The sequence below is a fragment of the Janthinobacterium sp. BJB301 genome, assembly GCF_002735685.1.
Classification (GTDB): Bacteria; Pseudomonadota; Gammaproteobacteria; order Burkholderiales; family Burkholderiaceae_D; genus Janthinobacterium; species Janthinobacterium lividum.
This window is the reverse complement of record NZ_PDZJ01000007.1, coordinates 95,915-119,341: the sequence shown is the minus strand read 5'-3', so window position 1 is coordinate 119,341 and position 23,427 is coordinate 95,915. Positions and strand designations below refer to the sequence as shown.

21 protein-coding genes and 1 pseudogene are annotated in these 23,427 nt (G+C 62.7%); 3 read left to right on the top strand and 19 right to left on the bottom strand.

The features are described from left to right. Positions 1 to 41: 41 nt before the first annotated feature. The 6 genes from rbsD to CSQ91_RS27185 all read right to left on the bottom strand — a co-directional run bounded on the left by rbsD (position 42) and on the right by CSQ91_RS27185 (position 6,009). Entirely contained in the window at positions 42 to 434 is a 393-nt protein-coding gene (rbsD, locus tag CSQ91_RS27210) for a D-ribose pyranase (protein ID WP_034780878.1), read from the bottom strand. 13 nt (positions 435 to 447) lie between these two features. Further along, on the bottom strand, positions 448 to 1,356 hold the full coding sequence (gene rbsK / locus CSQ91_RS27205) for a ribokinase (RefSeq protein WP_099390138.1): 909 nt from the start codon (positions 1,354 to 1,356) through the stop codon (positions 448 to 450). Continuing rightward, the gene (locus tag CSQ91_RS27200; RefSeq protein ID WP_099390137.1) at positions 1,353 to 2,411 is read right to left on the bottom strand and encodes a LacI family DNA-binding transcriptional regulator; all 1,059 of its coding nucleotides are present in this window, start codon (positions 2,409 to 2,411) and stop codon (positions 1,353 to 1,355) included. The genes rbsK and CSQ91_RS27200 overlap by 4 nt, the downstream gene beginning before the upstream one ends. Before the next feature lie 14 nt (positions 2,412 to 2,425). Next, positions 2,426 to 3,397: an ABC transporter permease gene (locus CSQ91_RS27195; protein ID WP_034780885.1), complete on the bottom strand. Its 972-nt coding sequence runs from the start codon at positions 3,395 to 3,397 to the stop codon at positions 2,426 to 2,428. A 17-nt stretch (positions 3,398 to 3,414) separates the two neighbouring features. Continuing rightward, positions 3,415 to 4,965: a sugar ABC transporter ATP-binding protein gene (locus CSQ91_RS27190; RefSeq protein ID WP_099390136.1), complete on the bottom strand. Its 1,551-nt coding sequence runs from the start codon at positions 4,963 to 4,965 to the stop codon at positions 3,415 to 3,417. An 84-nt stretch (positions 4,966 to 5,049) separates the two neighbouring features. After that, a complete protein-coding gene (locus CSQ91_RS27185; RefSeq protein WP_099390135.1) occupies positions 5,050 to 6,009 on the bottom strand; it encodes a sugar ABC transporter substrate-binding protein in 960 nt (319 codons plus the stop codon). A 248-nt stretch (positions 6,010 to 6,257) separates the two neighbouring features. Between CSQ91_RS27185 and CSQ91_RS27180 the strand changes: the two genes are divergently transcribed. Next, complete coding sequence (locus CSQ91_RS27180) at positions 6,258 to 6,989, top strand: DUF4261 domain-containing protein (RefSeq protein WP_099390134.1); 732 nt, start codon at positions 6,258 to 6,260, stop codon at positions 6,987 to 6,989. Here the strand turns inward: CSQ91_RS27180 and CSQ91_RS27175 are convergent. From CSQ91_RS27175 to CSQ91_RS27125, 12 genes and pseudogenes are all read right to left on the bottom strand, one after another. Continuing rightward, positions 6,959 to 7,864: an EamA family transporter gene (locus CSQ91_RS27175; RefSeq protein WP_099390133.1), complete on the bottom strand. Its 906-nt coding sequence runs from the start codon at positions 7,862 to 7,864 to the stop codon at positions 6,959 to 6,961. The two genes, CSQ91_RS27180 and CSQ91_RS27175, sit on opposite strands and share 31 nt — an antisense overlap. Before the next feature lie 162 nt (positions 7,865 to 8,026). Beyond that, positions 8,027 to 9,106 carry a zinc ribbon domain-containing protein gene (locus CSQ91_RS27170; protein ID WP_034780893.1) on the bottom strand — a complete coding sequence of 360 codons (1,080 nt, stop codon included), beginning with the start codon at positions 9,104 to 9,106 and terminating at the stop codon, positions 8,027 to 8,029. An 8-nt stretch (positions 9,107 to 9,114) separates the two neighbouring features. Beyond that, positions 9,115 to 10,230, bottom strand: coding sequence for a zinc ribbon domain-containing protein (locus CSQ91_RS27165; protein WP_143451105.1), 1,116 nt, complete (start codon positions 10,228 to 10,230; stop codon positions 9,115 to 9,117). 66 nt (positions 10,231 to 10,296) lie between these two features. Beyond that, a complete protein-coding gene (locus CSQ91_RS27160) occupies positions 10,297 to 11,022 on the bottom strand; it encodes a hypothetical protein (protein WP_143451104.1) in 726 nt (241 codons plus the stop codon). A 49-nt stretch (positions 11,023 to 11,071) separates the two neighbouring features. Next, positions 11,072 to 11,845, bottom strand: a complete 774-nt coding sequence (locus CSQ91_RS29050; RefSeq protein ID WP_257217496.1) for a hypothetical protein — start codon at positions 11,843 to 11,845, stop codon at positions 11,072 to 11,074. Between the two features lie 186 nt (positions 11,846 to 12,031). After that, positions 12,032 to 12,136: pseudogene (locus CSQ91_RS29430) on the bottom strand (zinc-ribbon domain-containing protein); the annotation flags it as partial. Between the two features lie 291 nt (positions 12,137 to 12,427). After that, positions 12,428 to 14,689: a YgiQ family radical SAM protein gene (locus tag CSQ91_RS27150; RefSeq protein WP_218963777.1), complete on the bottom strand. Its 2,262-nt coding sequence runs from the start codon at positions 14,687 to 14,689 to the stop codon at positions 12,428 to 12,430. Between the two features lie 226 nt (positions 14,690 to 14,915). Further along, positions 14,916 to 15,194 carry a DUF4404 family protein gene (locus CSQ91_RS27145; protein ID WP_034753883.1) on the bottom strand — a complete coding sequence of 93 codons (279 nt, stop codon included), beginning with the start codon at positions 15,192 to 15,194 and terminating at the stop codon, positions 14,916 to 14,918. 11 nt (positions 15,195 to 15,205) lie between these two features. Then, positions 15,206 to 15,418 (bottom strand): VF530 family DNA-binding protein, encoded by a 213-nt coding sequence (locus tag CSQ91_RS27140; RefSeq protein WP_034780902.1) that lies wholly within the window; start codon positions 15,416 to 15,418, stop codon positions 15,206 to 15,208. A gap of 109 nt (positions 15,419 to 15,527) precedes the next feature. Then, the gene (locus CSQ91_RS27135; protein ID WP_099390129.1) at positions 15,528 to 17,681 is read right to left on the bottom strand and encodes a M3 family metallopeptidase; all 2,154 of its coding nucleotides are present in this window, start codon (positions 17,679 to 17,681) and stop codon (positions 15,528 to 15,530) included. 223 nt (positions 17,682 to 17,904) lie between these two features. Next, entirely contained in the window at positions 17,905 to 20,070 is a 2,166-nt protein-coding gene (locus CSQ91_RS27130; RefSeq protein ID WP_257217494.1) for a M3 family metallopeptidase, read from the bottom strand. Positions 20,071 to 20,224: 154 nt separating this feature from the next. Then, positions 20,225 to 20,443 (bottom strand): SlyX family protein, encoded by a 219-nt coding sequence (locus tag CSQ91_RS27125; protein WP_070290273.1) that lies wholly within the window; start codon positions 20,441 to 20,443, stop codon positions 20,225 to 20,227. 154 nt (positions 20,444 to 20,597) lie between these two features. Here CSQ91_RS27125 and CSQ91_RS27120 point away from each other — a divergent pair, with 154 nt between their 5' ends. Then, a complete protein-coding gene (locus CSQ91_RS27120; RefSeq protein ID WP_306508877.1) occupies positions 20,598 to 20,990 on the top strand; it encodes a type II toxin-antitoxin system RelE/ParE family toxin in 393 nt (130 codons plus the stop codon). Continuing rightward, the gene (locus CSQ91_RS27115; protein ID WP_099390126.1) at positions 20,987 to 21,343 is read left to right on the top strand and encodes an addiction module antidote protein; all 357 of its coding nucleotides are present in this window, start codon (positions 20,987 to 20,989) and stop codon (positions 21,341 to 21,343) included. Before CSQ91_RS27120 ends, CSQ91_RS27115 begins: the two co-directional genes overlap by 4 nt. Before the next feature lie 7 nt (positions 21,344 to 21,350). Here CSQ91_RS27115 and CSQ91_RS27110 read toward each other — a convergent pair whose 3' ends face one another. Further along, positions 21,351 to 23,411, bottom strand: a complete 2,061-nt coding sequence (locus tag CSQ91_RS27110) for a UvrD-helicase domain-containing protein (protein WP_051991465.1) — start codon at positions 23,409 to 23,411, stop codon at positions 21,351 to 21,353. Between the last annotated feature and the right edge of the window lie 16 nt (positions 23,412 to 23,427).

Genomic DNA, 23,427 nt, shown 5'->3' with positions numbered 1-23,427 from the left:
AGCGTTGATGTTTTTGGCAAACAATTTCGCGTTTGTTTGCGCTAGAACACGACGCCGGCCACCAAAATCACGTTGGCGTACGGACTGCACTCGCCCGTGCGCACGATGGCGCGCGCGCCCTTGCTCAATTGCTTGAACTCGTCGTGCGTCACCTGGCGCGCATCGGGCAAAGCCAGGGCCGCCACCTGCGCCGCCATGGCCGGATTATGCTGCGGCAACTCGCTGGCGAGCAAATGGTATTCCACCTGCATTTCGCTTAATACCGTGTTGACGGTATCGATGAAGCCGGGGATGCCGCGCGTCAGGGCCAGGTCGATCAGGGGCACGCCCGGTTGCGACGGCAAGCCCGCGTCGCCGATGACGAGCATGTCGCCATGGCCCAGCGACGCGATCAGTTGCGACAGTGCGATATTGAGCAGCGGTGATTTTTTCATGGGCGTGGTGTCGTTAGAACAGCTCGTGCAAGTGGGGGATCGACGTTTGCGCGCCGGGCTTGGTGACGCTCCAGGCAGCCGCGCGCTGGCCTTGCTGGATGGCTTCCGCCTCGTCCATGCCGGATGCCAGGCCTGCCACAAAGCCGCCGATGAAGGTGTCGCCGGCGGCCGTCGTATCGACGGCTTTCACCACTTCGGCGGGGAAGGTGAAGTCGCCGCCGTACAGGGCCGCGTGCACGCCTTTGGAGCCCAAGGTGATGATGACGTTGTCGCTGCCCAGCTTTTGCAGCGCGGCGGCCAGCGCCTTGGCATCCGCGCCTTCCGGGCTGACGCCGGCCAGCATGGCCGCTTCGATTTCATTCGGGATCAGGTAGTCAACCAGTTCCAGCACGCCTTCCGGCAGGCTGGCGGCCGGGGCCGGGTTCAGCACCACGGTCTTGCCCAGCGAACGGGCCAGCTTGATCGCGTGCACGACGGTGGCCATCGGCGTTTCCAGCTGCAGCACGACAATATCCGACTGTTCGATCAAGCCTTGCGCCGCGTCGATGTGCGCCGGGCTGAGCAGATCGTTGGCGCCGCCGGCGATCACGATGCTGTTCTGGCCGTTGTCGTCCACCAGGATGGAAGCGATGCCGGACGCCACGCCCGGCAAGGTGGTGATGTGGCTGTCGATGATGCCGTCGCCCACCAGCGCCGCGCGCAAGGTCACACCGAACGCGTCGTCGCCCACGCAAGCGACCATGGCCACTTGCTGGGCGCCCGCCACTTTGCCGCTCAGGCGCGCGCAGGCGACGGCCTGGTTGGCGCCTTTGCCGCCAGGAATGGTTCGAAAAGCGCCGCCCGTCAGGGTTTCGCCGGGGAGGGGCATGCGCGGCACGCGCAAGACCAGGTCCATATTGATGCTGCCGATAACCACGATCATGATGTCATTCCCATCAGTTCAGTTGCAGGTGAAGAAGTAGGTGCGGAAGAAGTTACAGCGGCAGCCACGCTGGAGCCGCGCACGTGCAGTGCGGGCGCAATGCTGCGCTGCTGGCGCGGCAAGGCGGGATCGGCGATGCGCGCCAGCAGGCAGGCGGCCGTGATGCGGCCCAGTTCGCGCGTATTTTGCGCCACGCTGGTCAAGGCCGGATGCACGAAGCTGGCCAGGTCGATATCGTCGAAGCCGACGACGGCCAGTTCGCCCGGCACGGCAATCCCGCGCTCGGCGGCGGCGCGCAAGGCGCCGAAGGCCATCAAGTCATTGCAGCAGAACAAGGCGTCCGGGCGCTGGCCTGGCGGCAGCGCCAGCAAGTCCAGCGCGGCCGCATAGCCGCCCGCACTCGTAAAATCGCCATGGCGGCACAGCGTATCGGCCAGAGCCACGCCCGCGTCCGCCATGGCGCTGCGCACGCCGGCTATGCGGTCATTCGAGATGCTCACTTCACGGGGACCGGCGATGCAGGCGAGGCGCCGGCGTCCCAGCTCCAGCAGATGGCGCGCGGCCAGCACGCCGCCGGCGCGGTTGTCGACAGCCACCGCATCGATGGACAGGTCGCTGGGCGCGCGGTCGAGCAGCACGGCCGGCACCTTCATCTTGCGCAGCAATTCGCCATCGCTGTCGGCCAGCGCGGACAGGATCAGGCCGTCGCAGCGCTTGGTCAGGAGCACGTTCAGGTAGTCGCGCTGCTTGACGGGGTCGTCATCGGAATTGCACAGGATCACGCTGTAGCCGGCCGCGTAGCAGCTATCCTCGATGCCGCGCGCCACTTCCGAAAAATACGGGTTCGTATTATTCGGAATGATCAGGCCGATGGTGCCCGTGCTGCGGCTGCGCAGGGAACGCGCCAGCGCGCTGGGCACGTAATGCAATTGCTCCGCCGCCGCCAGCACGGCGCGGCGCGCCTCGTCGCTGACGGGGCGGGTATTGTTGAGGACGTGCGAGACGGTGGTAAACGACACCCCCGCCGCCTGCGCCACTTGCTTGATGGTTGCCATGGGCGATGTGGCGCTTACGCGCGTTCGCCGCGGCGGCGGTAGGTGTCGAGCACCACGGCCGCGACGATCACCAGGCCCGTGACGATGCGTTTCACGGGTTCGGACACGCCCACTTGCGCCAGGCCCGCTTCCAGCACGGAAATAATCAATACGCCGATAAAGGTGCTGATCACGGAACCGCGCCCACCCATCAGGCTCGTGCCGCCGATCACGACGGCGGCGATCACTTGCAATTCCATGCCCACGCCGCCGTTCGGGTCGGCCGCTTCCAGGCGCGACACCTGGAACAGCGCGCCCACGCCGGCGAGAAAGCCCATCAAGGCAAACACCAGTACTTTCGACGGTTTTGTATTGATGCCGGACAAACGCACGGCTTCTTCATTCGTGCCGATGCCGATCCAGTGGCGGCCCAGCACCGTGCGCGTGAGCACCAGGTGGCCGATGACAACGATGGCGATCGAGGCGATGAAAGCGGGCGACAGGCCAAAGGCGATCGGCGAACTGATGCCGTCAACGGCGCTGCCGATGTATTCCGTGCGCGAATTCGTCACTTGATACGCGAGGCCTCGTGCCATTTCCAGCACGCCCAGGGAAACGATGAACGAGGGAATGCGCCAGCCGACGGAAATCAAGCCCGTGGTGGCGCCGCACAGGGCGGCGACGAACATGCCCAGCAGGGCGGCGCTCCACACGGGCCAGCCCCAGTGCACGACGGCCAGCGACAGCACGGAAGCGGCCAGCGCCATCACGGAACCGACCGATAAATCGATGCCGCCGATGATCAGCACGAACGTCATGCCGACAGCCATCACCACCAGGGTCGGGATGTTGTTCGACAGGGTGCTCAAGGTGGCCAGGGTAAAGAAGTTTTCGCTGGCAAACGAGAACAGCACGCACATGGCGACCAGGGCGCCGATCAGGCCCGCATAGTTTTTCAGGTCGGCCAGGCTGCGCTGCAGATACGAAGGAGAGGAATTGGTGGTCATGGGAATCTTTCCGGCGATCAGGCCGCAGCTGGAGTGGAAGTGGGGGTCAAATAGCCGGAGAAGGCGGCCGACAGCAGGGCGTCCTGGCTCCAGGCGCCGCGCTCGAAGGTGTCGACGATGCTGCCCGCGCTCATGACGGCGATGCGGTCGCAGATCAGCATCAGTTCGCGCAAGTCGCTCGAGACGATGACGAGGCCCTTGCCCTGGCGCGCCTGTTCGGCCAGCACCTGATAAATATCAAACTTGGCGCCGATATCGATGCCGCGCGTGGGCTCGTCGAACAGCATCACGGGGCAGTCGCGGTACAGCCAGCGGGCGATCACCACCTTTTGCTGGTTGCCGCCGGACAGCTCGGCCACCGTTTGCGCGCTGTTGCGCGAGCGGATGCCCAGGCGTTGGATATAGTCGTCGGCCACCGATGCTTCGGCCGTATCGTTGAGCCAGCCGGCGCCGCTGACGGTATCGAGCGAGGCCAGGGTCGTGTTGACGGCGATCGACTGGCGCAGCAACAAGCCCTGGCCCTTGCGGTCTTCCGTGATCATGGCGATGCCGGCTTTCACTGCTGCCTGCGGCGAGTGCAAGGCGGCGGCCGTCGCGCTGTCGCCGAGGAACACCTCGCCCGCATCGGCGCGGTCGGCGCCAAAGATCAGGCGCAGCAATTCCGTGCGGCCCGAGCCGATCAGGCCGGCGATGCCGAGGATCTCGCCGGCGCGCAAGTCAAACGAGGTCGGGTTGACGACCTTGCCGCGCGCCAGGCCCCGCACGCGCAGCAGCGGCGCGCCGATGGTGCGGCCGCTCAAGTCGACGGCATCGTCGGCCGAGCGGCCCACCATCAGGCTGACCAGGTCGGCGGCGGAGTGGCCCGCGATATCGTCGTCGCACACGAGCTGGCCATCGCGCAGCACGGCGATGCGGTCGGCCACGCGCTTGAGTTCTTCCAGGCGGTGGGAAATATAGATGATGCACACGCCTTCGGCTTTCAGGCGTTCGATTTGCAGGAACAGCAATTCCACTTCGCGGTGCGTCAGCATGGCCGTCGGCTCGTCGAGCACCAGCAGGCGGCAGGCGCCGATCAGATTGCGCGCGATCTCGATCATCTGCTGGTGGCCGATGCCCAGTTCGCCGACCAAAGTCCACGGATCGAGGCCGCCCAGGCCCACTTTCTCCATCTGTTCGCGCGCGTCGCGCTCCAGGCACGTACGGTCGATGAAACCGAAACGCTGCGGCAGGTTTTTCAAATACAGGTTTTCCGCGATCGACAGGGTGGGAATCAGATTGAGTTCCTGCATCACCATGCGGATGCCCAGCGCTTCGGCGGCGCCGCGCGAGGCGGGCTGGTAAGGCTTGCCGTCAAGCAGCATCGTGCCCGTGGTGGCTTGCTCCAGGCCGCAGATGATCTTCGACAGCGTGCTCTTGCCCGCGCCGTTCTCGCCCGTCAGCGCCAGCACCTGGCCAGGGGCAAAGCGCAGGCCCACGCCACCGAGGACGGGGCCGACATAGGACTTGCCGATGTTGTCGAGCGTTAACAAGGGGATGGCGGCTGGCGCCGGTGAAATGTCGGTGGGCATGATAAAACTCCGCGTTAGTGGCGGCGGGGCCGGCGCCGCCTACTCGGTGAGTACGCAGGCGCCGGTTCCGGCGGGATCAAACGATCAGGACTTGGCGCCCTTGGCGACCAGTTCGACCTTGGTTTCGATGACGCCACCAAGCTCGGCCTGTTTCTTCTTCTGCGCCAGGGCTTTCAGCACGGTCTCGATGCCGAACACGGCTTGCTGCGAACCGAACTGGTCGGCGGTAGCCAGCACGCGGCCATCGGCCAGCATCGGCTTGATGGCGTTGATGTTGTCGTAGCCGACGACGAGCACTTTGCCCGTCTTGCCGGCCGCCTTGATGGCGGAAATGGCGCCGATGGCCATGTTGTCGTTACCGCACAGCAAAGCCTTGATATTCGGATTGGCGTTCAGCATGGCGGCTGCCACCGTGTTGGCGGGGGCGATTTCCCACTGGCCCGACTGCACGCTGACGACCTTGGCGCCGGCCGCGTTCATGGCGTCCTGGAAGCCCAGGGTGCGCTGCTGCGCGTTGTAGGTGGTGGACACGCCTTCGATGATGCCGACGGGGTCGCCCTTCTTGATTTGCTGCGCCAGGTAATCGCCGACCACCTTGGCGCCCTTGCGGTTGTCCGGGCCGACGAATGGCACGGAAATACCCTTCTCTTTCAGGGCGCCCGCGTCGAGCTTGTTGTCGATATTGACGACGATGATGCCCGCGTCGATGGCTTTCTTCAGCACCGGCACCAGCGCCTTCGAATCGGCCGGGGCGATCACCAGCGCGTTGACGCGCGAAACGATCATTTGCTCGACCAGCTTGATCTGGCTCGACGTATCCGTTTCATCCTTGATGCCGTTCGACAGCAAGTCGTACTTGGCGGCATTGGCCTTCTGATGCGCCTTGGCGCCATTTTCCATGGTCAGGAAAAATTCATTGGCGAGCGACTTCATCACCAATGCCACCTTTGGTTTGGCTGGCGTCTGCGCCATCGCCGGCACGGCGGGCAAGGCACACACGAGGACAGCGGCGGCAATCATTTTCAGGCGAATACGGAATGTCATGAGCGTCTCCAGAGTTGTTGGTCAAGCACGTGTACTGCATGCTTTTTAGGAAATTCGTTGCGCGCAAACGTTTGCGCGAAGCGAATAGTGCCTCAATGCCCTATATCAGTGCAAGCAAAACTGTATGTGCGGTGCAGCAAAAAAGCGCGGGAACGCCACCATTCACAGAGCGGGCAAGGCTACTTACACTACTCGCCACCTTGCCAGATCATCTAGAATACGGCCTTCCCCAACCGAGACTTTCCCCCATGCACCACACGCTGCCCGCACCACAACTCGTCCTGTGCATCCCTGGTCCTTGGGCGGATCACGACGCACTGCGTCAGGCGATCATGCACAGCGACGACTCATATCTGTTTGCAGGTAGTGTATTGATGCACATGGAATCAGGTTTTAGCTGCACGGTGGTGCAAGAACACGCTGACCCGCGCATGCCACATGCCTTTGCCGCCGTAGGCTACCACTGGCGCGACACGCCCTCCATGCAATTGATCGGCACACACCGGACGGTGGTGTATTTAGAAGGCCAGGGCGGCTCGCGCGCCAACGCCGAGGCGATGATGCTGGCGGCCAGCTGCCTGCTGCAGGCGGGCGGCTTTGGCGTCAAGGTGGAGAGCAGCGGCATCGCGCATGCGCCGGACGCTTGGCTGCACTTTACGCAATATCTACAAATGTTCAGTGCACATACCGCCCTGGTAGCCTATGTCGGTGACGCAGATAACTGCTATACCTGCGGCATGCACAATCTCGGATTGCACGACGCCATCATCGCGCGCCACGACTGCGAGTCGCCCGCGCAAGTCTTGCACGCCTTTACACACTACCTATTTAGCGAAGCGCCCAGCATCCTGGACGGTCAGACTTTCCGCGCAGCGGCGGATGCGCCGCGCTACCGCGTGCACACGGCCGATGGCCAGCCCTACCCGGACGACGACCTGTTCAGCAATCCCTATGGCATCTGGCGCCTGACAGCGGCCTGATCTGCTACTGGATGGGCGCTGGCCCACTGCACGGCCAGCACGCTGGCCAGTACCAGCAGCAAGCCCAGCATCGACCAGCCCGTCATGGCCTGGCCCAGCAAGGCCCAGCCCAGCACGACGGCCATCAGGGGACTGAGCAGTCCCAGCGAGGAGACGGCCACGGGCGACAGCCTGGCGATGCCGCGGAACCACAGCGCATACGCCAGCAGGGCGCCGGCCAGGCACAGATAGGCGTAGGCCAATACTTGCTGCAGCGACAAGGCCGGCAGCGGTGCGTCGGCCAGCCAGGCGACGGGCGCCAGCATCAGGCCGCCGAGCAGTAATTGCCAGCCCGTCAGCGCCAGCACGGGCAAGTCCGGCTTCCAGCGCCGCGTCAGATAGGTGCCGGCCGCCATGCACGCCGTGCCGCCCAGCGCGGCGGCGATGCCGACGGGTTCCCATACCGTGCGCGGCGACAACAATAAAACGCCCATGCCGGCCACACCCAGCACGCTGGCAAGCAAGGCCAGGCGGGCCGGACGGCGCCCTTCCACACCCCAGGCCAGGCCCATCACCAGTAGCGGCTGGATGGCCCCCACCACGGCCGCCAGGCCGCCCGGCAAGCGGTAGGCGGCCACGAACAGCAGGGCCTGGAACACGCCGATATTCAGCGCGGACAGGAGCAGTACGCGGATCCAGTCGCGCCGCGCGGGCAAGCGCCGCATGACCAGCAGCAACAGCAAGCCGGCCGGCAGCACGCGGATCAGGGCCGCCGTGAAGGGCCGGTCCGGCGGCAGCAGTTCGGACGTGACGATGTACGTGGAACCCCAGATCAGGGGCGCCAGCGCCGTGAGCAGAATGTCGCCCCAGGCGGGACGGACGGAGGAAGAGGCCATACAACTATCTCGACATTAAGATAAAGCGAGTGTGGGCGCGAACTATCTTGATGTCAAGATAAATCATTCGCTGCGCCGCCGGATGACAAGCGTAAAAAAGCCCGGCATGGCCGGGCTCCGCGAAGGATACAAGGCGGCAAGCTGCACCGCCTGGATCAGGACTTAATCGCGCATGCGCCGCAGGGTCGTCACCCGCATGCCGCCCATGCTGATCTGCGCCGTGCTGCCATCGTCGCTGACGATAATGTCCATGGCCGCTTCGCCCGCGCCTTCCGGCGTGATCGTCACGGTATTGCCCTTGGTGGTGAAGGTGGCCTTGGTCGACGTCCCGTTATTGATCACGCTGTCACTTGTAAATTCCAGGACATTGCCCATCGCCGCCTGCCATTTCCCCACCGCCGGGTGGCCGCCAAAGCGGAACGCGCTCTTCAGCTTGTCCAGCATGCCCGCGCCCTGCCCGGCCGGCGCTTTGCCAAGCGCACCGGTCATGGCCGCCTGGCTCATCTGCGCTTCGTCGATGACTTGCCATTGCTTGTCGACCAGCGCCAGCGGCAACCGCACTTCCAGGTCGCCATCCGGCAAGCGTTGCAGGATCAGCGCGCGGTCCGCCGACTTGGCGAACCATGCCGCCTCATCGGTCAATGCCAGGGTGGCCTTGGCCATCGCCACTTGCTGTGCGCCCAGGTCGCGCACCTGGTCGTAGCCGCTGACCTTGGACACTTTCAGGCCCTTGGCCACGCACAGCTTGTCGCCGCGCAAGGCCGCCTTGCCCGGTGCAGCCAGCGCGTAGACAAATTGCGATTGCGCAACCCAGCCACCGCTGCTTTGTTCCACGGGAGCACTGTACAGTCCGCTACGCACGAGAATATCGAGCCATTGCCGGGTAGAAGTGTCGTACGAGGCCACGCGGATCTCTTCCTTCTGGTACGGCAAGTTGGTGAGGCACAGCAGCTTGTCGCGCACCGCCTCGTCGGCCGCCAGGTGGGTATCGATGGCGCGGCTGAAACTGCTGGCCGAGGCCGCCTCTGGCGCCAGCAGCCACGCCAGGGCGCCACCGGCCACGATGACCACCGCCAGCGCACCGCCGACAAGGATGAGGTGGCGCCGCTGCACACCAGCCGGCCTGGCCGGCACGGCCGGCGCCGGCGCGGCTGCGGCGGCGTTCACGGCCTTGCCGCATTCATCGCAGAAGCGCGCGCCGGGGACATAGGCGGTGCCGCATTTGGTGCAGAAGTGAGCCATGGTATGCCTTACTTGAGTTTATGCGCGCATTCGCCGCAGAACACGTCATCGGACGCGACCGGTGCCTTGCAGCTTGGGCATTGCAGGCTGTCAACAGGTGCGGCAGCCGGCGTGGCAGGTGCGGCTGGGGCAGTCGCCTGCTCGGCCAGGGCGCGCGCGCGTTCACGCGCTTCCTCGGCTTTTTTCTTGACCGTCGCCAGGCCGTCGTTCAGGCTTGCTTCGGAGGCGCTGAAATCGACATTGCGCGTGGCGTTCAGGTAAATGATGCACACGCCCTTGGTAAAGATCAGGCCAGGCACTACGGCCGCGGCCGCCAACAGCAAGCCGCCGCCCAGGCCGGCTGCGATGATGTAGCCGGAACCGCCGTTCAGCCCCGAAGCCAGGGAATACATGTTCATCTGGCCGCCCAGGCCCAGGATGCCTGCGGACATGCCGCTGGTCAGCGACACGCCGGTACCGAGCACGCCAAAGATCAGCAGGGCCACAAACGAGGTGATCAGGAACAGCAGCACTTCCAGCAAGATCACGGACACCAGCTTGGTGCGCACGATCAGGTTCAGACGGGCAATGATCTGGAACACGCTGGCACCCGACCAGGCGGCAGGACCTGCCAGCGGCAGCATCACGTAGAACAGCGCAAACACCAGCACGCCCAGCACGATGGCCGACAGCGGGAAGACAACCGTGTACAGCACGGGGCCGAGCACGGGGATCTTGCAGACAAACAAGATGATGGCGATGGCGATCATGGCCGCCAGCACGATCAGGAATTCAAGGAAGACGACCGCGATCAGGCGGTGGCTCGTGTACAGCGAAACGAGCACGGCATCCACCAGGCTCATGCCCGGCTGGCCTTGCGCATCGCGCATCAGCAGGATGCCCACGGCGTTGGAACCGTAGAACATCACGAGGAAGGCCATCAAGCCGCCGAAAAAGGCCAGCAGCGGACTGCTCATGCCGCCGGCAAGCGTCGCCAGCACGCCACCGACGAGCACGGCGCCGATGAAGGTCAGGGCCAGCAGGGCAATCGCGCGGAAGTTCTTGATGGCATCGGTCGCTTCGATCAGCGAGCCCACGGCGGAAGAAAAGGGAAGAGGGTTATGTGCTTCGGTGGAAGTGGTCATGTAAAGCCTAGTGGAAATGAATCGGGAATGGAGCGGCATGCCGGGCCGCCCCGTGGTACCAAGGTGTTAGTAGGCGAGCGCCAGTTGCAGCTCGCTCGCGGGCGCCTGGCGCTGGACGATCTGCAGCTTGACGTCCTGGCCGCCGACGCGCTTGCTATTCAGGTACAGCGCCGTGCGCACCGGGTAAATGCCCTGCGGCACGCCTTCCGGCATGGGAATCGAGAAGCCGCCCTTGTAGGCGCCGCTGCCGTTATTGCTGCTGACGACCTTGCGCACAGTCTTGATCAGCTCGCCATTTGGCTTGTACAGGCTCAATTCCTCTTCCACCAGCGGGTTCGGATCGCGCGTGCCGGCCGCCACTTCGATATACGAATTGGTCTGCGCCTTCTGGCCCGGACGCACGGAAGATGGCGTAAAGCCCGTCTCGTACGTCACCAGGGTCGACTGCTCGGGCAGCTTGCCCTTGTTGGCCACCTTGTAGTCGGTCTGCACCTGCTGCGCCGTCTTGACTTGCTGGCTTTGATAATTCAAGGCCACGCAGGCAAGCGCGCCCAGGCTGGCACCCAGTGCCGCGCCGCGCACGGTGTTGTTGCCGCCGCCCAGCAAGCCGCCCACGACGGCGCCGATGCCGGCCAGCATGGCCGTATTGCATTCGCCGCTGGCCGCTTCCGTGCCGGCGGCGGTGTTATTGCCGGTGGCGCCAGGGCCGCCCGGCGCGGCGCAGCCGGCCAGCATCGAGGACACGACCAGCATCGCCACCAGGGGCTTGGCCATTTGGTTCAAGTTTTTCACGTTATTCTCCGGAAAGATCAAAATAGGAATGGAAGGCAAGCAGCGCGGCTTACTCGATCTGGATTTGCGACAGCGCCTTGTCCTGCGCTTCCTTCGCCTTGCGCTTGATGTCGAGCGCGTAGCGGTTGCCCGTATCCATGCGCAACACGGCATTCGCGTTGGCAATGGCACAGTCGTATTTACGCTGGCTCATGCAATGGCTCGCTTCCGACAGGCTCTCCGTGATCACGCTTTCCAGGCCGGTCGTCTGTTTGACAGGCGCCGGTGGCGGGGTCACCTTGACGGGCTTGGCTGGTTTTTCCACGACGGGTGCGGGTGCGGGTGCGGGTGCGGGTGCGGGTGCCGGAGCAGGCACCGGTGCAGGTGCTGCCGCCGGTACTGGCGCGGGTTCGTCCGCAGCCGCGGCAGGTGTCGCGGCAAAATCGGCCGTCGTGGCGCCATCGAGCGCAGGGTCGCTGATGGCCAGCGGCTGCTCGGCGGCAGGCGCAGGGTCCTCCAGCGCGGGCAAGGCTGGAACGGGTTCGGATGCCGGTGCAGCCGGCTTGCCGGACAAGAAATAGTAAGCGCCCGCACCGCCCAGCAGCACCACCGCGGCGACGGCGGCGGCGACCAGTTTCATGCGGTTGCCGCCCGGTTGGCTGTCAACCGGCGTGTCGGGAACGCTGTCTGCCACGGGTGCGGGAGTGGCTTCTGGTTCCGGTGCAGGCACGGGATCGGCACGGCGCTTTTCCAGCACGGGCGGTGGCGGCGGCGCGACTGGCGCCGGGATGGAAACGGGAATCGGTTCCGGGACAGCTTCCGCGACCACTTCTGCCACAGGCACGGGCTCAGGAACGAACACACGCAATGGTTCAGGAATCGGCTCAGGAATAACCTCAGGAATGGGCTCAAAAACCGGCTCAAGAACCGGTGCCGGCGACGCCACTGGCGCCACGGCAAAGCTGAATGCGCACTTGGGGCAGAACTTGGCATCGGGCTTGCAGTCATGGCCGCATTGGCCACAGGCTTTGCCCGGCAGCGGGGCGGCGGCAGGAGCGGCGGCAAACGTCGTGCCGCAGGAAGAGCAGAATTTTGCGCCCGGCTTATTCTCGGCCTGGCAGGAAAGGCATTTCAATTGGCATCTCTTTTCATCTAAACACTGGGTGGCGCGTACGCTGGCGCTTGCCAGAATGGCAGCTTTGTTGCCGTACGGCTAAATATCCAACGAGTATATTTTCAAACACTGAGTTGCCACAAGGGAAAATTGCCTTTTGCTCTATTCATTTTTTAAATATTGGTAAAAATCCTGCTGCCAAGGCTTGCCGCCACGCCATCCCGGGGCGCAGATAGCAAAAAACCCGGCAACGCAGTACGCGTTGCCGGGTTTCGAGAGGATGCCCCAGGTGCCGGGAACAGTGACGCTGGCTTACTTGCGTCCGCCCCGTGCCGGCGCAGCATGGCCGCCCTTGGCTGGCGGCTTGCTGCCACGGCCCATCGGCACGGCGGCCGGCTTGGCCTTGGTCTTGATGGTCGACAAGATCGATGGACGCACTTTCGATTCGACAGCGCTCGCCTTCGGTGCGGCGGCCGTGCCGCCCAGGGCGATACGGTTCTTGCCTGGCGTGACCTTGAACTTGTCCGGCGTGCCGGCGCCATGCGTCTGGCGGCTGCGTTCGCCTGCGGCCAGGCCGCCCGATTCGGACGACGTCCAGGCAGGAATCAGGTGCTTGTCGCCATTGCCGATCAAGTCGCCACGGCCCATGTTGACCAGCGCTTCGCGCAGGATCGGCCAGTTGGCCGGGTCCTGGTAGCGCAGGAAGGCTTTATGCGTGCGGCGGATCTTGCCGCTGCGGGCCGTTTCCACCACTTCCGAGTCTGCCGTCACCTTGCGCAAAGGATTCTTGCGCGTGTGATACATGGTCGTCGCCATGGCCATCGGCGTGGGCATGAAGGTTTGCACCTGGTCCAGCTTGAAATTGTTTTTCTTCAGCCACAGGGCCAAATTCAGCATGTCCGTGTCCGTCGTTCCCGGATGGGCAGCGATAAAGTAAGGGATCAAATACTGCTTCTTGCCCGCTTCCAGGGAGAAACGGTCGAACATTTCCTTGAACTCGTCATACGCGCCGATGCCGGGCTTCATCATCTTCGACAAGGTGCCCTCTTCCGTGTGCTCGGGCGCGATTTTCAACAGGCCACCGACGTGGTGCGTCACCAGTTCCTTGACGTACTCGGGCGAACGCACGGCCAGGTCGTAGCGCAAGCCCGAGCTGATCAACACTTTCTTGATGCCGGGAATGGCACGCGCCTTGCGGTACAGGGAAATGAGCTTGCTGTGGTCCGTGCCCAGGTTCACGCAGATGGACGGATACACGCAGGACAGGCGGCGGCACGAGACTTCGATCTCTTTTTCCTTGCACGCCAGGCGGTACATATTCGCCGTCGGACCACCCATATCGGAAATGGTACCCGTAAAGCCTTTGGTTTTATCGCGGATATGCTCGATTTCGCGCAGGATCGACGGTTCCGAACGGCTCTGGATGATGCGGCCTTCATGTTCCGTGATCGAGCAGAAAGTACAGCCGCCGAAGCATCCGCGCATGATGTTGACGGAAAAGCGAATCATTTCCCAGGCGGGAATATGCGCCTTGCCATAGCTCGGGTGCGGCGCGCGCGCATAATTCATGTCGTACACGCCATCCATCTCGTCCATGGCCAGCGGCAGCGGCGGCGGGTTGAGCCACACGTCGCGTTCGCCGTGCGCCTGCACCATGGCGCGCGCATTGCCGGGATTCGATTCCAGGTGGAACACGCGCGACGCGTGCGCATACATGACGGGGTCATCCTTGACGACATCGTAGGAGGGCAGGCGCACGACCGTCTTGTCGTGCTTTTCCTTGGCCATGGCCAGGCGTTCTTCGCGGCTCATGATGCGGATCGGCTTGATGACTTCGGCCGATTTCGAGGCATTTTCCGTGGCGCAGGCGGTCTTGTCTTCCTGCACCATCTCGTACGGGCTGTAGTGCGGATCGATCTTGCCGGGCACGTCGACGCGGGTGGAATTGTGCACGCCCCAGTCGTCGCCGGGCAGCCAGCCGGACGGCACCATGAAGGCCGTGCCGCGCAAGTCGCGGATGTCCTTGATCGATTCGCCGGCAGCCAGGCGGTGGGTCAGGTCGACCAGCGCCCGCTCGGCATTACCGAAGATCAACAAATCAGCCTTGGAATCGGGCAAGACGGAACGGCGGACCTTGTCCGACCAGTAATCGTAATGGGCGATGCGGCGCAGCGATGCTTCGATGCTGCCGATGACCACGGGCACGTCGGGATACGCTTCGCGCGCGCGCTGGGCGTACACGGTGACGGCGCGGTCCGGGCGCTTGTTCGGTTCCGCATTTGCCGTGTAGGCATCGTCGGAGCGGATCTTGCGGTCGGCCGTGTACTGGTTGACCATGGAATCCATGTTGCCGGCGGTAATGCCGTAGTACAGGCGCGGCTTGCCGAGGATGCGGAACGCGTCGGCCGACAGCCAGTCCGGCTGGCTGATGATGCCGACGCGGTAACCCTGCGCTTCGAGCAGACGGCCGACCAGGGCCATGCCGAAACTCGGATGGTCGATGTAGGCGTCGCCCGTGACGAGGATGACGTCGCACTGGTCCCAGCCCAGCGCGTCCATCTCGGCACGCGACATCGGCAGGAAAGGCGCCACGGCAGCGCGGGCAGACCGCTTGGGAACGGTCGCAAATAAATTGGTAGGGGAGCTCATAGGGTACGGATTGTACCGGAATTGGCCATTTCCAACCTGACGGCCTGCTTTTTACTGTTGGATTTCAGTACAAAAAACGTTTATTTTTCAATCACTTGGGGAAAGAAGGCCCGTCCCGGCAGGACAAGGCCCGACATTTCCCACAACTTGCTTAAATGCCCATATTGGCTAAAATCTCACCCAATTCGCGTAAAGCCGGCTCCAGTTTCGGATGCTTGACGGCAAACTTGGCCGACAATTCCTGGCTGCGCTCGGCCAGTCCATAGGTGGTCGACTCTTCTTCCTGTTCCTGCGCGGCGCGCTTTTCCATCAGCAATTTGATGTCGACATCGAGTTTTTGCAGCAAACCATGCAGTTCTTCATCGACGGGGCCGCTGGTTTCCAGTGTCGAATGCAGTTGTTGCAGCGATTCCTTGAGTTTGCTATCCATGTTTTTTCCTGTCAGTCAGTAAATTGCGTGTCCAGGTACAGCTGTTCCACCTTGCTCCTGGCCCACGGGGTCTTGCGCAAAAACTTCAGGCTCGACTTGATGCTGGGATCGCTGATGAAGCAATTGATATCGATGTGCTTGGCCAAGCCGTCCCAACCGTAGTGGGCCTGCAGACGCGTCACGATACCTTCCAGGGTAATGCCATTCAAATCTTGCTGACTCATATACTCTTTCGACTGCCTTCTTATTTACATCTTACTCAATTCTACGCCGCCGGCACGGAAAGCTTGCGTGCGCCATGTCAACGCAACGCAAGCTTCTGATGGGGACGCCTTACTTCGCGTTCAAGCCGCGACGTTCCAGCAATGGTTCCACGGTGGCATCGCGGCCGCGGAAGTCGCGGAACAGTTGCAGCGCATCGACGCTGCCGCCGCGCGACAGCAATTTGCTGCGGAACCAGTCGCCATTCTTGCGCGTCAGGCCGCCGTTTTCCTTGAACCAGTTGACCGATTCCGCGTCCAGCTTTTCCGACCACAGGTAGGCGTAATACGCTGCCGAGTAGCCGCCCGAGAAGCTGTGCGAGAAATAGCTGGTGCGGTAGCGCGGTGGCACGGGTGCGTAATCGACGCCTGCATCCTTCAGCGAGGCAGCTTCAAAAGCCAGCACGTCGGTCGGGATCTGGCTCGGCGCCAGCTGGTGCCAGCGCTGGTCCAGCAGGGCGGCCGACAGGTATTCCGTCGTCATGAAGCCCTGGTTGAATTTCTTGGCGGCCGTGACCTTGTCGAGCAATTCCTGCGGCATCGCCGCGCCGCTCTGGTAGTGCTTGGCATAGTTTTGCAGCACTTCCGGCCAGACGGCCCACATTTCATTGACTTGCGATGGATACTCGACGAAGTCACTCGGCACGCTGGTGCCGGCAAAGCGCGGATATTTCACGTTCGAAAACATGCCGTGCAACGCATGGCCGAATTCGTGGAACATGGTCGTCACTTCATCGAACGTCAGCAAGGTCGGCTGGCCGGCGGGCGGCTTCGGAATGTTCAATTGGTTGGCCACCACCGGATGCGTGCCCATCAACGACGATTGCGACACGTATTCATTCATCCACGCGCCGCCATGCTTGTTGCCGCGCGCATAGAAGTCGGCGATGAACAGGGCCAGCGGCTTGCCGTTGGCGTCGAGCACGTCGTAGACGCGCACGTCCGGGTTGTACACCGGTAGATCAGTGCGTTGCTTGAAGCTGATGCCGTAGAGTTTATTGGCGGCAAAGAAGACGCCATTGTTCAGCACGCTGTTCAATTCCAGGTACGGTTTCAGCTCGTTTTCATCGAAATTGAAACGTTGCTTGCGCAGCTTGTCCGTGTAGATGGCCCAGTCGGCGGCCGCCACCTGGAAGCCGCCCTTCTCGGCATCGACCACTTGCTGCAGGTCGGCCGCTTCGCGGCGCGCGTTGGCAACGGCCGGTTTCGCCAATTCCGACAGCAGGGTGTTGACGGCCGTGGTCGTCTTGGCCGTCTGGTCTTCCAGCGAGTAGGCGGCGTAATTGGCGTAACCGAGCAGGGTGGCCCGTTCGGCGCGCAATTTGGCCAGCTTCAGCACGATGGCGCGGTTGTCGAACTCGCCGCCCTGGCTGCCGCGGTTCAGCGACGCATCCATCAGGCGCTGGCGCGTCTTGCGATCCGTCAATACGGCCAGCGGCGGCTGGCCGCTGGTGTTGACGAGGGCGATGACGAACTTGCCCGTCAAGCCGCGCTCCTTGGCTGCCGAGGCGGCCGTGTCGATATCGCTGTCCGTCATGCCGGCCAGCTCGGCGCGCGTGTCAACGACGATGCTCTTGGCATTCGTTTCCTTCAGCACGTTTTGCGCGAAGGCCGTTTCCAGACCCGCCTGCTCGGCGTTGTAGGCTTTCAATTTTTCCTTGTCCGCATCGGACAGCTTGGCGCCGGCGCGCACGAAATCCGTGTGATAGCGTTCCAGCAGGCGCAGGGATTCGGCGTCGAGGCCCAGCTTGTCGCGCTTGGCGTACAGGGTGTCGATGCGGGTAAACAGTTTCGGATTCAGGGTGATCGCATCGGCGTGCGCGGCCAGCTTCGGCGACACGTCCACTTCCACCGCTTCCAGCACGCTGTTCGTGTTGGTCGAGGTCATATTGCTGAAGATGCTTTGCACGCGGTGCAGCAGCTGCCCCGTGCGCTCGAGGGCCACGATGGTGTTTTCAAACGTGGGCGCCTGGCGGTTGCTGGCAATCGCATTGACTTCGGCCAGCTGGCGTTTCATGCCTTCGGCAAACGCCGGTGCATAGTGCGCATCCTTGATCAGGCCGAACTGCGGCATCTGGAATGGCAGCGGGCTCGCTTTGAGCAGGGGGTTCTGCGCGCTGACGGCGGCGGCGGGCGCGGTTTTTGCGGTGGCGGCAGCCATGGCGGACGGGGCGGCGTGGGCCAGCATGACGCTGGCGGCGATGACGAGCAGTTGTGGACGGATCATGACATCTTTCAGGAAGCGCGGGAAGAACCGCGATCGCGTCGCGGGCCAGTGGTAGATCATAGCAGCCTGTCACACAGGCGTCATCCAACATGGGCGATCCTGTGGTGCATCACGCCAAATGCGCGGTTTACCACGGTTTACAATCAAAAACTCCAAATAAAAATGGCCGCCCGTTGCGGGGCGGCCATCGATGTTCAGTACCGGCCAGGCCGGTGAACGGGCATTACTTGGCGTTCAAGCCACGGCGTTCCAGCAGCGGCTCGATCTTCGCATCGCGGCCGCGGAAGTTGCGGTAAATGTCGAGCGCATCGGCGCTGCCGCCGCGCGACAGCAGTTTATTGCGGAACCAGTCGCCGTTCTTGCGCGTCAGGCCGCCGTTTTCCTTGAACCACTCGACCGTGTCGGCATCGAGCTTTTCCGACCACAGATACGCGTAGTAGCCGGCCGAGTAGCCGCCCGCGAACGCGTGCGAGAAATACGTGGTGCGGTAGCGCGGCGGCGCCGGGGCGAAATCGACGCCGGCATCCGTCAAGGCGGCTTTTTCAAACGCCAGCACGTCGGTCGGGATCTGTGCCGGAGTCAGCTGGTGCCAGCGCTGGTCCAGCAGGGCCGATGCCAGGTATTCCGTGGTTTTATAGCCCTGGTTGAAATTGTCGGCCGCCGTCACTTTCGCCAGCAGTTCGGCCGGGATAGCCGCGCCCGTCTGATAGTGCTTGGCATAGTTTTGCAGCACTTCCGGCCACAGCGCCCACATTTCATTGACTTGCGACGGGTATTCGACGAAGTCGCGCGGCACGCTGGTGCCGGCAAAGCGCGGGTATTTCACGTTCGAAAACATGCCGTGCAGCGCATGGCCGAATTCGTGGAACATGGTGTTGACTTCGTCAAACGTCATCAGGGTCGGCTGGCCCGCTTCCGGCTTTGGAATGTTGAGGTTATTCGCGATGACGGGCTTGCGGTTCAACAAGCTCGACTGGCCCACGTAGGCATTCGCCCAGGCTCCGCCGCGCTTGTTGCTGCGCGCGTAAGGGTCCAAGGTAAAGATGGCCAGCTGCGTGCCGTCTTCATTGAAGACATCGTACACCAGCATGTCGGACGTGTAGACAGGCAAGTCGGTGCGCTGCTTGAAGGTCAAGCCATACAATTTGCCAGCAGCAAAGAACACGCCCTTGGTCAGCACGCTGTGCATTTCAAAGTACGGTTTCAACTGAGTCTCGTCGAAGTTGTAGCGTTCGGCGCGCACCTTGTCGCTATAGAAGGCCCAGTCGGCAGCGCCCACCTTGAAGCCGCCTTTGCCTGCATCGATGACCTTCTGGATATCGTCCGCTTCACGGCGCGCATTGACGACGGCCGGCTTCGCCAGTTCGCCCAGCAAAGCGTTCACGGCGGTCGTGTCGTGCGCCGTCTGGTCTTCCAGCGAATACGCCGCGTAGTTCGGGTAGCCCATCAGCGCAGCACGTTCGGCGCGCAGTTTTGCCAGTTCCAGCACTTCCTGGGTATTGTCGAATTCACCGCCACGGCTGCCGCGCGCTTGCGAAGCGGCCATGATGCGTTCGCGCAGGGCGCGGTTGGTCAGCAGCGACAGCGGCGCCTGGCCCGTCGTATTGACGAGGGCGATCACATACTTGCCATCCAGGCCGCGCTTCTTGGCCAGGCCGGCAGCCACCTCGATGGCGGCTGGCGACAGGCCGTCGAGTTCTTCGCGCGTATCGACGACGACGGCCGAGGCGTTCAATTCCTTGAGCACGTTCTGCGCGAACTTGGTCGACAGGGCAGCCAGCTGGCCGTTATAGGCACGCAGCTTTTCCTTGTCCGCCGCCGACAGCTTGGCGCCGGCGCGTACAAAATCGGTGTGGTAGCGTTCCAGCAGGCGTTTCGATTCCGCATCCAGGCCCAGCTTGTCGCGCTTGCCGTACAGGGTGTCGATGCGCTTGAACAATTTGTCGTTGAGCATGATCGCGTCGCTATGGGCCGCCATTTTCGGCGCCAGTTCGCGCTCCAGGCCCTGGATCGTCTCATTCGTATTCGAACCGGACATCACGGAAAACACGGTGCGCACGCGGCTCAGCAACTGGCCCGAGCGTTCCATGGCCACGATGGTGTTGTCGAAGGTAGCTGGCTTCTTGTTATTCGCAATCGCGTTGATTTCCGCCAGGTTGGCGGCCATGCCTGCCGTAAAGGCGGGCGCGTAGTCGGCGTCCTGTACCTTGTCGAACGGTGGATAGTTGAATGGCAGGCTGCTGGCCTGCGCAAACGGGTTCGAAGCGGGCAGCGTTGCCGCCGCAGTAGCGGCAGTGGCAGGCGCTGTGGTGGCGGTGGCGGCAAAAGCGGCAGCGGCTGGCGCCAGCATCAGGCTGGCGGCGATGACGAGCATTGTTGGACGGGTCATGTCTACTTTCTAGGAGCGCAAGAGAGCCGCGATTGTGTCGCGGGCCAGCTTGAAATAATAACAGCCTGACACACTTGCGTCACCCGCAACGACCGACCTTAACGGGTCGGCGGGTAATGAATGGTTTTCATGCGTCCCGCTCCACGATGCCGATTTAGTAATGCGGCGGACGTTCGTTGACCAGCCCGCCATTTGCCTGCTGCGCCCCGTCGCGCACATGTTCGCCCAGCTTGTGCAGCATCGCCTCGAGCTGGTCGATGCGCTTGCCCTGCTGGTACACCATCTGATTCAGCGACTCGACCAGGTCTTCCTGCTGCGCCAGCTTGATTTCAATATCGACGAAACGTGTTTCCATCTGTTCTGCATTGTCCATGGTGCTTCTGCTCATTTCTGACTGAAAGCGGCATTCTACCGCCGCAGTAGCGTGAGCCAGGACAAACCTCGTCCATTCGCCATCGGTCAGACGGCCATTGCTGCCTATTCTTTCGTTTGGCCCCCTCAAATCGCTTGACGAATGAGAACAAACGATTACAATAACTGCATCCACGCCACCCGAACCACCGCTGATCGACACGCGCAAGACGGCCGAATACCGGCGCTGGGAAGACTCGCTGCACGATGTTGCGGCCGCCACCATCGACGCGCGCATCAAGCACTTGCAGCACGGCAAAAAGGGCGACTGGCGGCCAGTGGGTGAAGGCGTGTGCGAGCTGCGCTTTTTACAGACGGGGCCAGGCTGGCGCGTGTATTTTCATGAAACGAACCGGGGCACCCTGATCTTGCTGCTGTTGGGCGGCAACAAATCCAGCCAGCAGCGTGACATAAAGCAGGTGCAAGCGATCCTCCGGGAGCTGAAAGCCCGGCAGGCGGCCCTCAAAAAAGCGGCGGCAAGCCCCTCCACAGGAGCACGAAAGAAATGAACCACGACATCGACCACGACACCTTCGACCTCGACGACCTGGAAGCATTGGGACTGAGCAAATTTGACCCGGCACAACACCTGACCAGCAAGGCCGCCGTGGCCGCCTACATGAGCGAAATCGTCGCCACCGGCAATGCGGAACTGTTCCAGTCCGCCATGAACGACGTGGTGCGCGCCTACGGCATGGGCAAGGTGGCGGCCAGGGCCGACATCACGCGCGAAGGCGCGTATAAAGCCTTGCGCGAAGGCAGCAAGCCGCGCTTCGAAACCATTTTAAAGATGCTCGATGCGCTGGGCATGCAGCTGGCCATCGTGCCGAAGGCCACGCCGGACGGCGCCGTGGAAGCCTGAGCGCCGCTTACCCTTTCGGCGCGGCCAACAGCGCCTTCATGCGCGCCAAACGCTCCTTGGGCGAAATCACTTCCGCTTCCGTCGGCACGGCGTCGCCCACGTCGAGTTCCATTTCCTTGATGAAGCGCGACGGGTCGCAATGGACTTGCTCGCCAGCCCGCTTGCGCTTCTTGCACCACGTAATGTGCAAGGTGCGCTGGGCCCGCGTGATGCCCACATACATCAGCCGCCGCTCTTCCTGGATGCGCGCGGCGATGGTTTCGGCCGGCGCGTCAGGGTCGCCCTTGTGCGGCAATATCCCCTCTTCCACGCCCACCAGAAACACGTGCGGAAACTCGAGACCTTTCGACGCGTGCAGGGTCGACATGCGCACGGCGTCCTGCTCCTCGTCCTTGCCCTCGAGCATGGTCATCAAGGCCACCATCTGCGTCAATTCCAGCACGTTCTTTTCTTCGCCATCGCGGTCCTTGCCGCCCCGGCCCCGTTCCTTCAGCCAGTTGACGAATTCCAGCACGTTCTGCCACTTGCTTTGCGCTTGGCGTTCCTCGAAGGCATCGTACAGATACGATTCGTAGTGGATTTCCTTCATCATGTCATCCAGCACTTCGGCCGCGTTGTCGCCGCTGCCGGCCGCACCCGGACGGCTGGCGCGCGATTCCAGGTCATTGATGAAGTTGCAGAAGTCGCGCAGCGGCCCCAACTGGCGGTCCGTCAGCTTGGCCTCGATGCCGCCCTTGAAGACGGCCTGGAACAGCGAGCACTGCCACTGCCCCGAGAACGCGCCCAGCACCTCCAGGGTCGACTGCCCCACGCCACGGCGCGGCGTCGTCACGGCGCGGATGAAAGCCGGATCGTCATCCTCGTTGGCCAGCAAGCGCAAATAGCTGATGATGTCCTTGATCTCGGCCTTGTCAAAGAAACTCTGGCCGCCCGAAATCGTGTACGGAATGCGTTCCTTGCGCAAACACTGCTCGATGATGCGCGCCTGGTGATTGCCCCGGTACAAAATGGCGTAATCGGAAAATTTATTCTTGCGTTCAAAATGGTCGGCCGAGATCATGATGGCGACCTGCTCCGCCTCCTGCTCGTCCGTCTGCATGCCCAGCACCTTGATGGGCTCGCCCAGGCCATGTTCGGACCACAGCGACTTTTCAAACAGTTTAGGATTGTTGCCGATGACGGCATTGGCTGCATTGAGCACGCGCATGGTGGAGCGGTAATTCTGCTCCAGCTTGATCACGCGCAAATCGGGGAAATCCGTCTCCAGGGTCTTCAGGTTTTCCACGGTGGCGCCGCGCCACGCATAGATCGCCTGGTCGTCGTCGCCCACGGCCGTAAACATCGGCTTCTTGCCGATGCCCGTCACCATCAGTTTCACCAGTTCGTACTGGCAGGTGTTCGTATCCTGGTATTCATCGACAAGCAGATAGCGCAAACGGCGCTGCCACTTGTCACGCACGGGACCGTTGTTGCGGAACAGTTCCACCGGCAAGCGGATCAAGTCGTCGAAATCGACGGCCTGGTAGGCGGACAGCGTTGCCACATAGCTGCGGTAGATGCGCGCCGCATTCGCCTCGTCCTCATCCTTGGCTTGTGCCAGCGCCATGTCCGGGTCGATCAGGCCATTTTTCCACAAGGACATGGCGTTCTGGATGCCGCGAATGACCTGTTTATCGGTGGTAATGGCGAGGTCTTGCACCAGCGAAAAACAGTCGTCGCTGTCCATGATGGAAAAGCGGTCCTTCAGCCCCACGCCATTGGCTTCCTGGCGCAGGATTTTCACGCCCAGCGAGTGGAAGGTCGACACCGTCAACTGCTTGGCCTGGCGCGGCTGTTTCAACAGCTTGGCGATGCGCTCCTGCATTTCCAGCGCCGCCTTGTTGGTGAAGGTCAAGGCGGCGATGGTGCGCGGGTCATAGCCCCGGTCTTCGATCAGATGGGCGATCTTTTGCGTGATCACGCGCGTCTTGCCCGAGCCGGCGCCCGCCAGCACCAGGCAAGGGCCGTCGAGGTAGGTAACCGCTTCGCTTTGGGGCGCATTCAGACCGAACTGTGGTGCTTTGGACATCAGGGTATTTCCGCAG

Excerpts from the sequence above, each read along its gene's own strand:
- CSQ91_RS27200 (WP_099390137.1), bottom strand. The coding sequence starts at position 2,411 with ATGGCAACCATCAAGCAAGTGGCGCAGGCGGCGGGGGTGTCGTTTACC.
- CSQ91_RS27180 (WP_099390134.1), top strand. The coding sequence starts at position 6,258 with ATGCACCACACGCTGCCCGCACCACAACTCGTCCTGTGCATCCCTGGT.
- CSQ91_RS27185 (WP_099390135.1), bottom strand. The coding sequence starts at position 6,009 with ATGACATTCCGTATTCGCCTGAAAATGATTGCCGCCGCTGTCCTCGTG.
- CSQ91_RS27145 (WP_034753883.1), bottom strand. The coding sequence starts at position 15,194 with ATGGATAGCAAACTCAAGGAATCGCTGCAACAACTGCATTCGACACTG.
- CSQ91_RS27125 (WP_070290273.1), bottom strand. The coding sequence starts at position 20,443 with ATGGACAATGCAGAACAGATGGAAACACGTTTCGTCGATATTGAAATC.
- CSQ91_RS27110 (WP_051991465.1), bottom strand. The coding sequence starts at position 23,411 with ATGTCCAAAGCACCACAGTTCGGTCTGAATGCGCCCCAAAGCGAAGCG.
- CSQ91_RS27170 (WP_034780893.1), bottom strand. The coding sequence starts at position 9,106 with ATGGCTCACTTCTGCACCAAATGCGGCACCGCCTATGTCCCCGGCGCG.
- CSQ91_RS27140 (WP_034780902.1), bottom strand. The coding sequence starts at position 15,418 with ATGAGTCAGCAAGATTTGAATGGCATTACCCTGGAAGGTATCGTGACG.
- CSQ91_RS27165 (WP_143451105.1), bottom strand. The coding sequence starts at position 10,230 with ATGACCACTTCCACCGAAGCACATAACCCTCTTCCCTTTTCTTCCGCC.
- CSQ91_RS27190 (WP_099390136.1), bottom strand. The coding sequence starts at position 4,965 with ATGCCCACCGACATTTCACCGGCGCCAGCCGCCATCCCCTTGTTAACG.
- rbsK (WP_099390138.1), bottom strand. The coding sequence starts at position 1,356 with ATGATCGTGGTTATCGGCAGCATCAATATGGACCTGGTCTTGCGCGTG.
- CSQ91_RS27135 (WP_099390129.1), bottom strand. The coding sequence starts at position 17,681 with ATGATCCGTCCACAACTGCTCGTCATCGCCGCCAGCGTCATGCTGGCC.
- CSQ91_RS27130 (WP_257217494.1), bottom strand. The coding sequence starts at position 20,070 with ATGACCCGTCCAACAATGCTCGTCATCGCCGCCAGCCTGATGCTGGCG.
- CSQ91_RS27175 (WP_099390133.1), bottom strand. The coding sequence starts at position 7,864 with ATGGCCTCTTCCTCCGTCCGTCCCGCCTGGGGCGACATTCTGCTCACG.
- CSQ91_RS27195 (WP_034780885.1), bottom strand. The coding sequence starts at position 3,397 with ATGACCACCAATTCCTCTCCTTCGTATCTGCAGCGCAGCCTGGCCGAC.
- CSQ91_RS27150 (WP_218963777.1), bottom strand. The coding sequence starts at position 14,689 with ATGTCGCGTGCCGAGATGGACGCGCTGGGCTGGGACCAGTGCGACGTC.
- CSQ91_RS27115 (WP_099390126.1), top strand. The coding sequence starts at position 20,987 with ATGAACCACGACATCGACCACGACACCTTCGACCTCGACGACCTGGAA.
- rbsD (WP_034780878.1), bottom strand. The coding sequence starts at position 434 with ATGAAAAAATCACCGCTGCTCAATATCGCACTGTCGCAACTGATCGCG.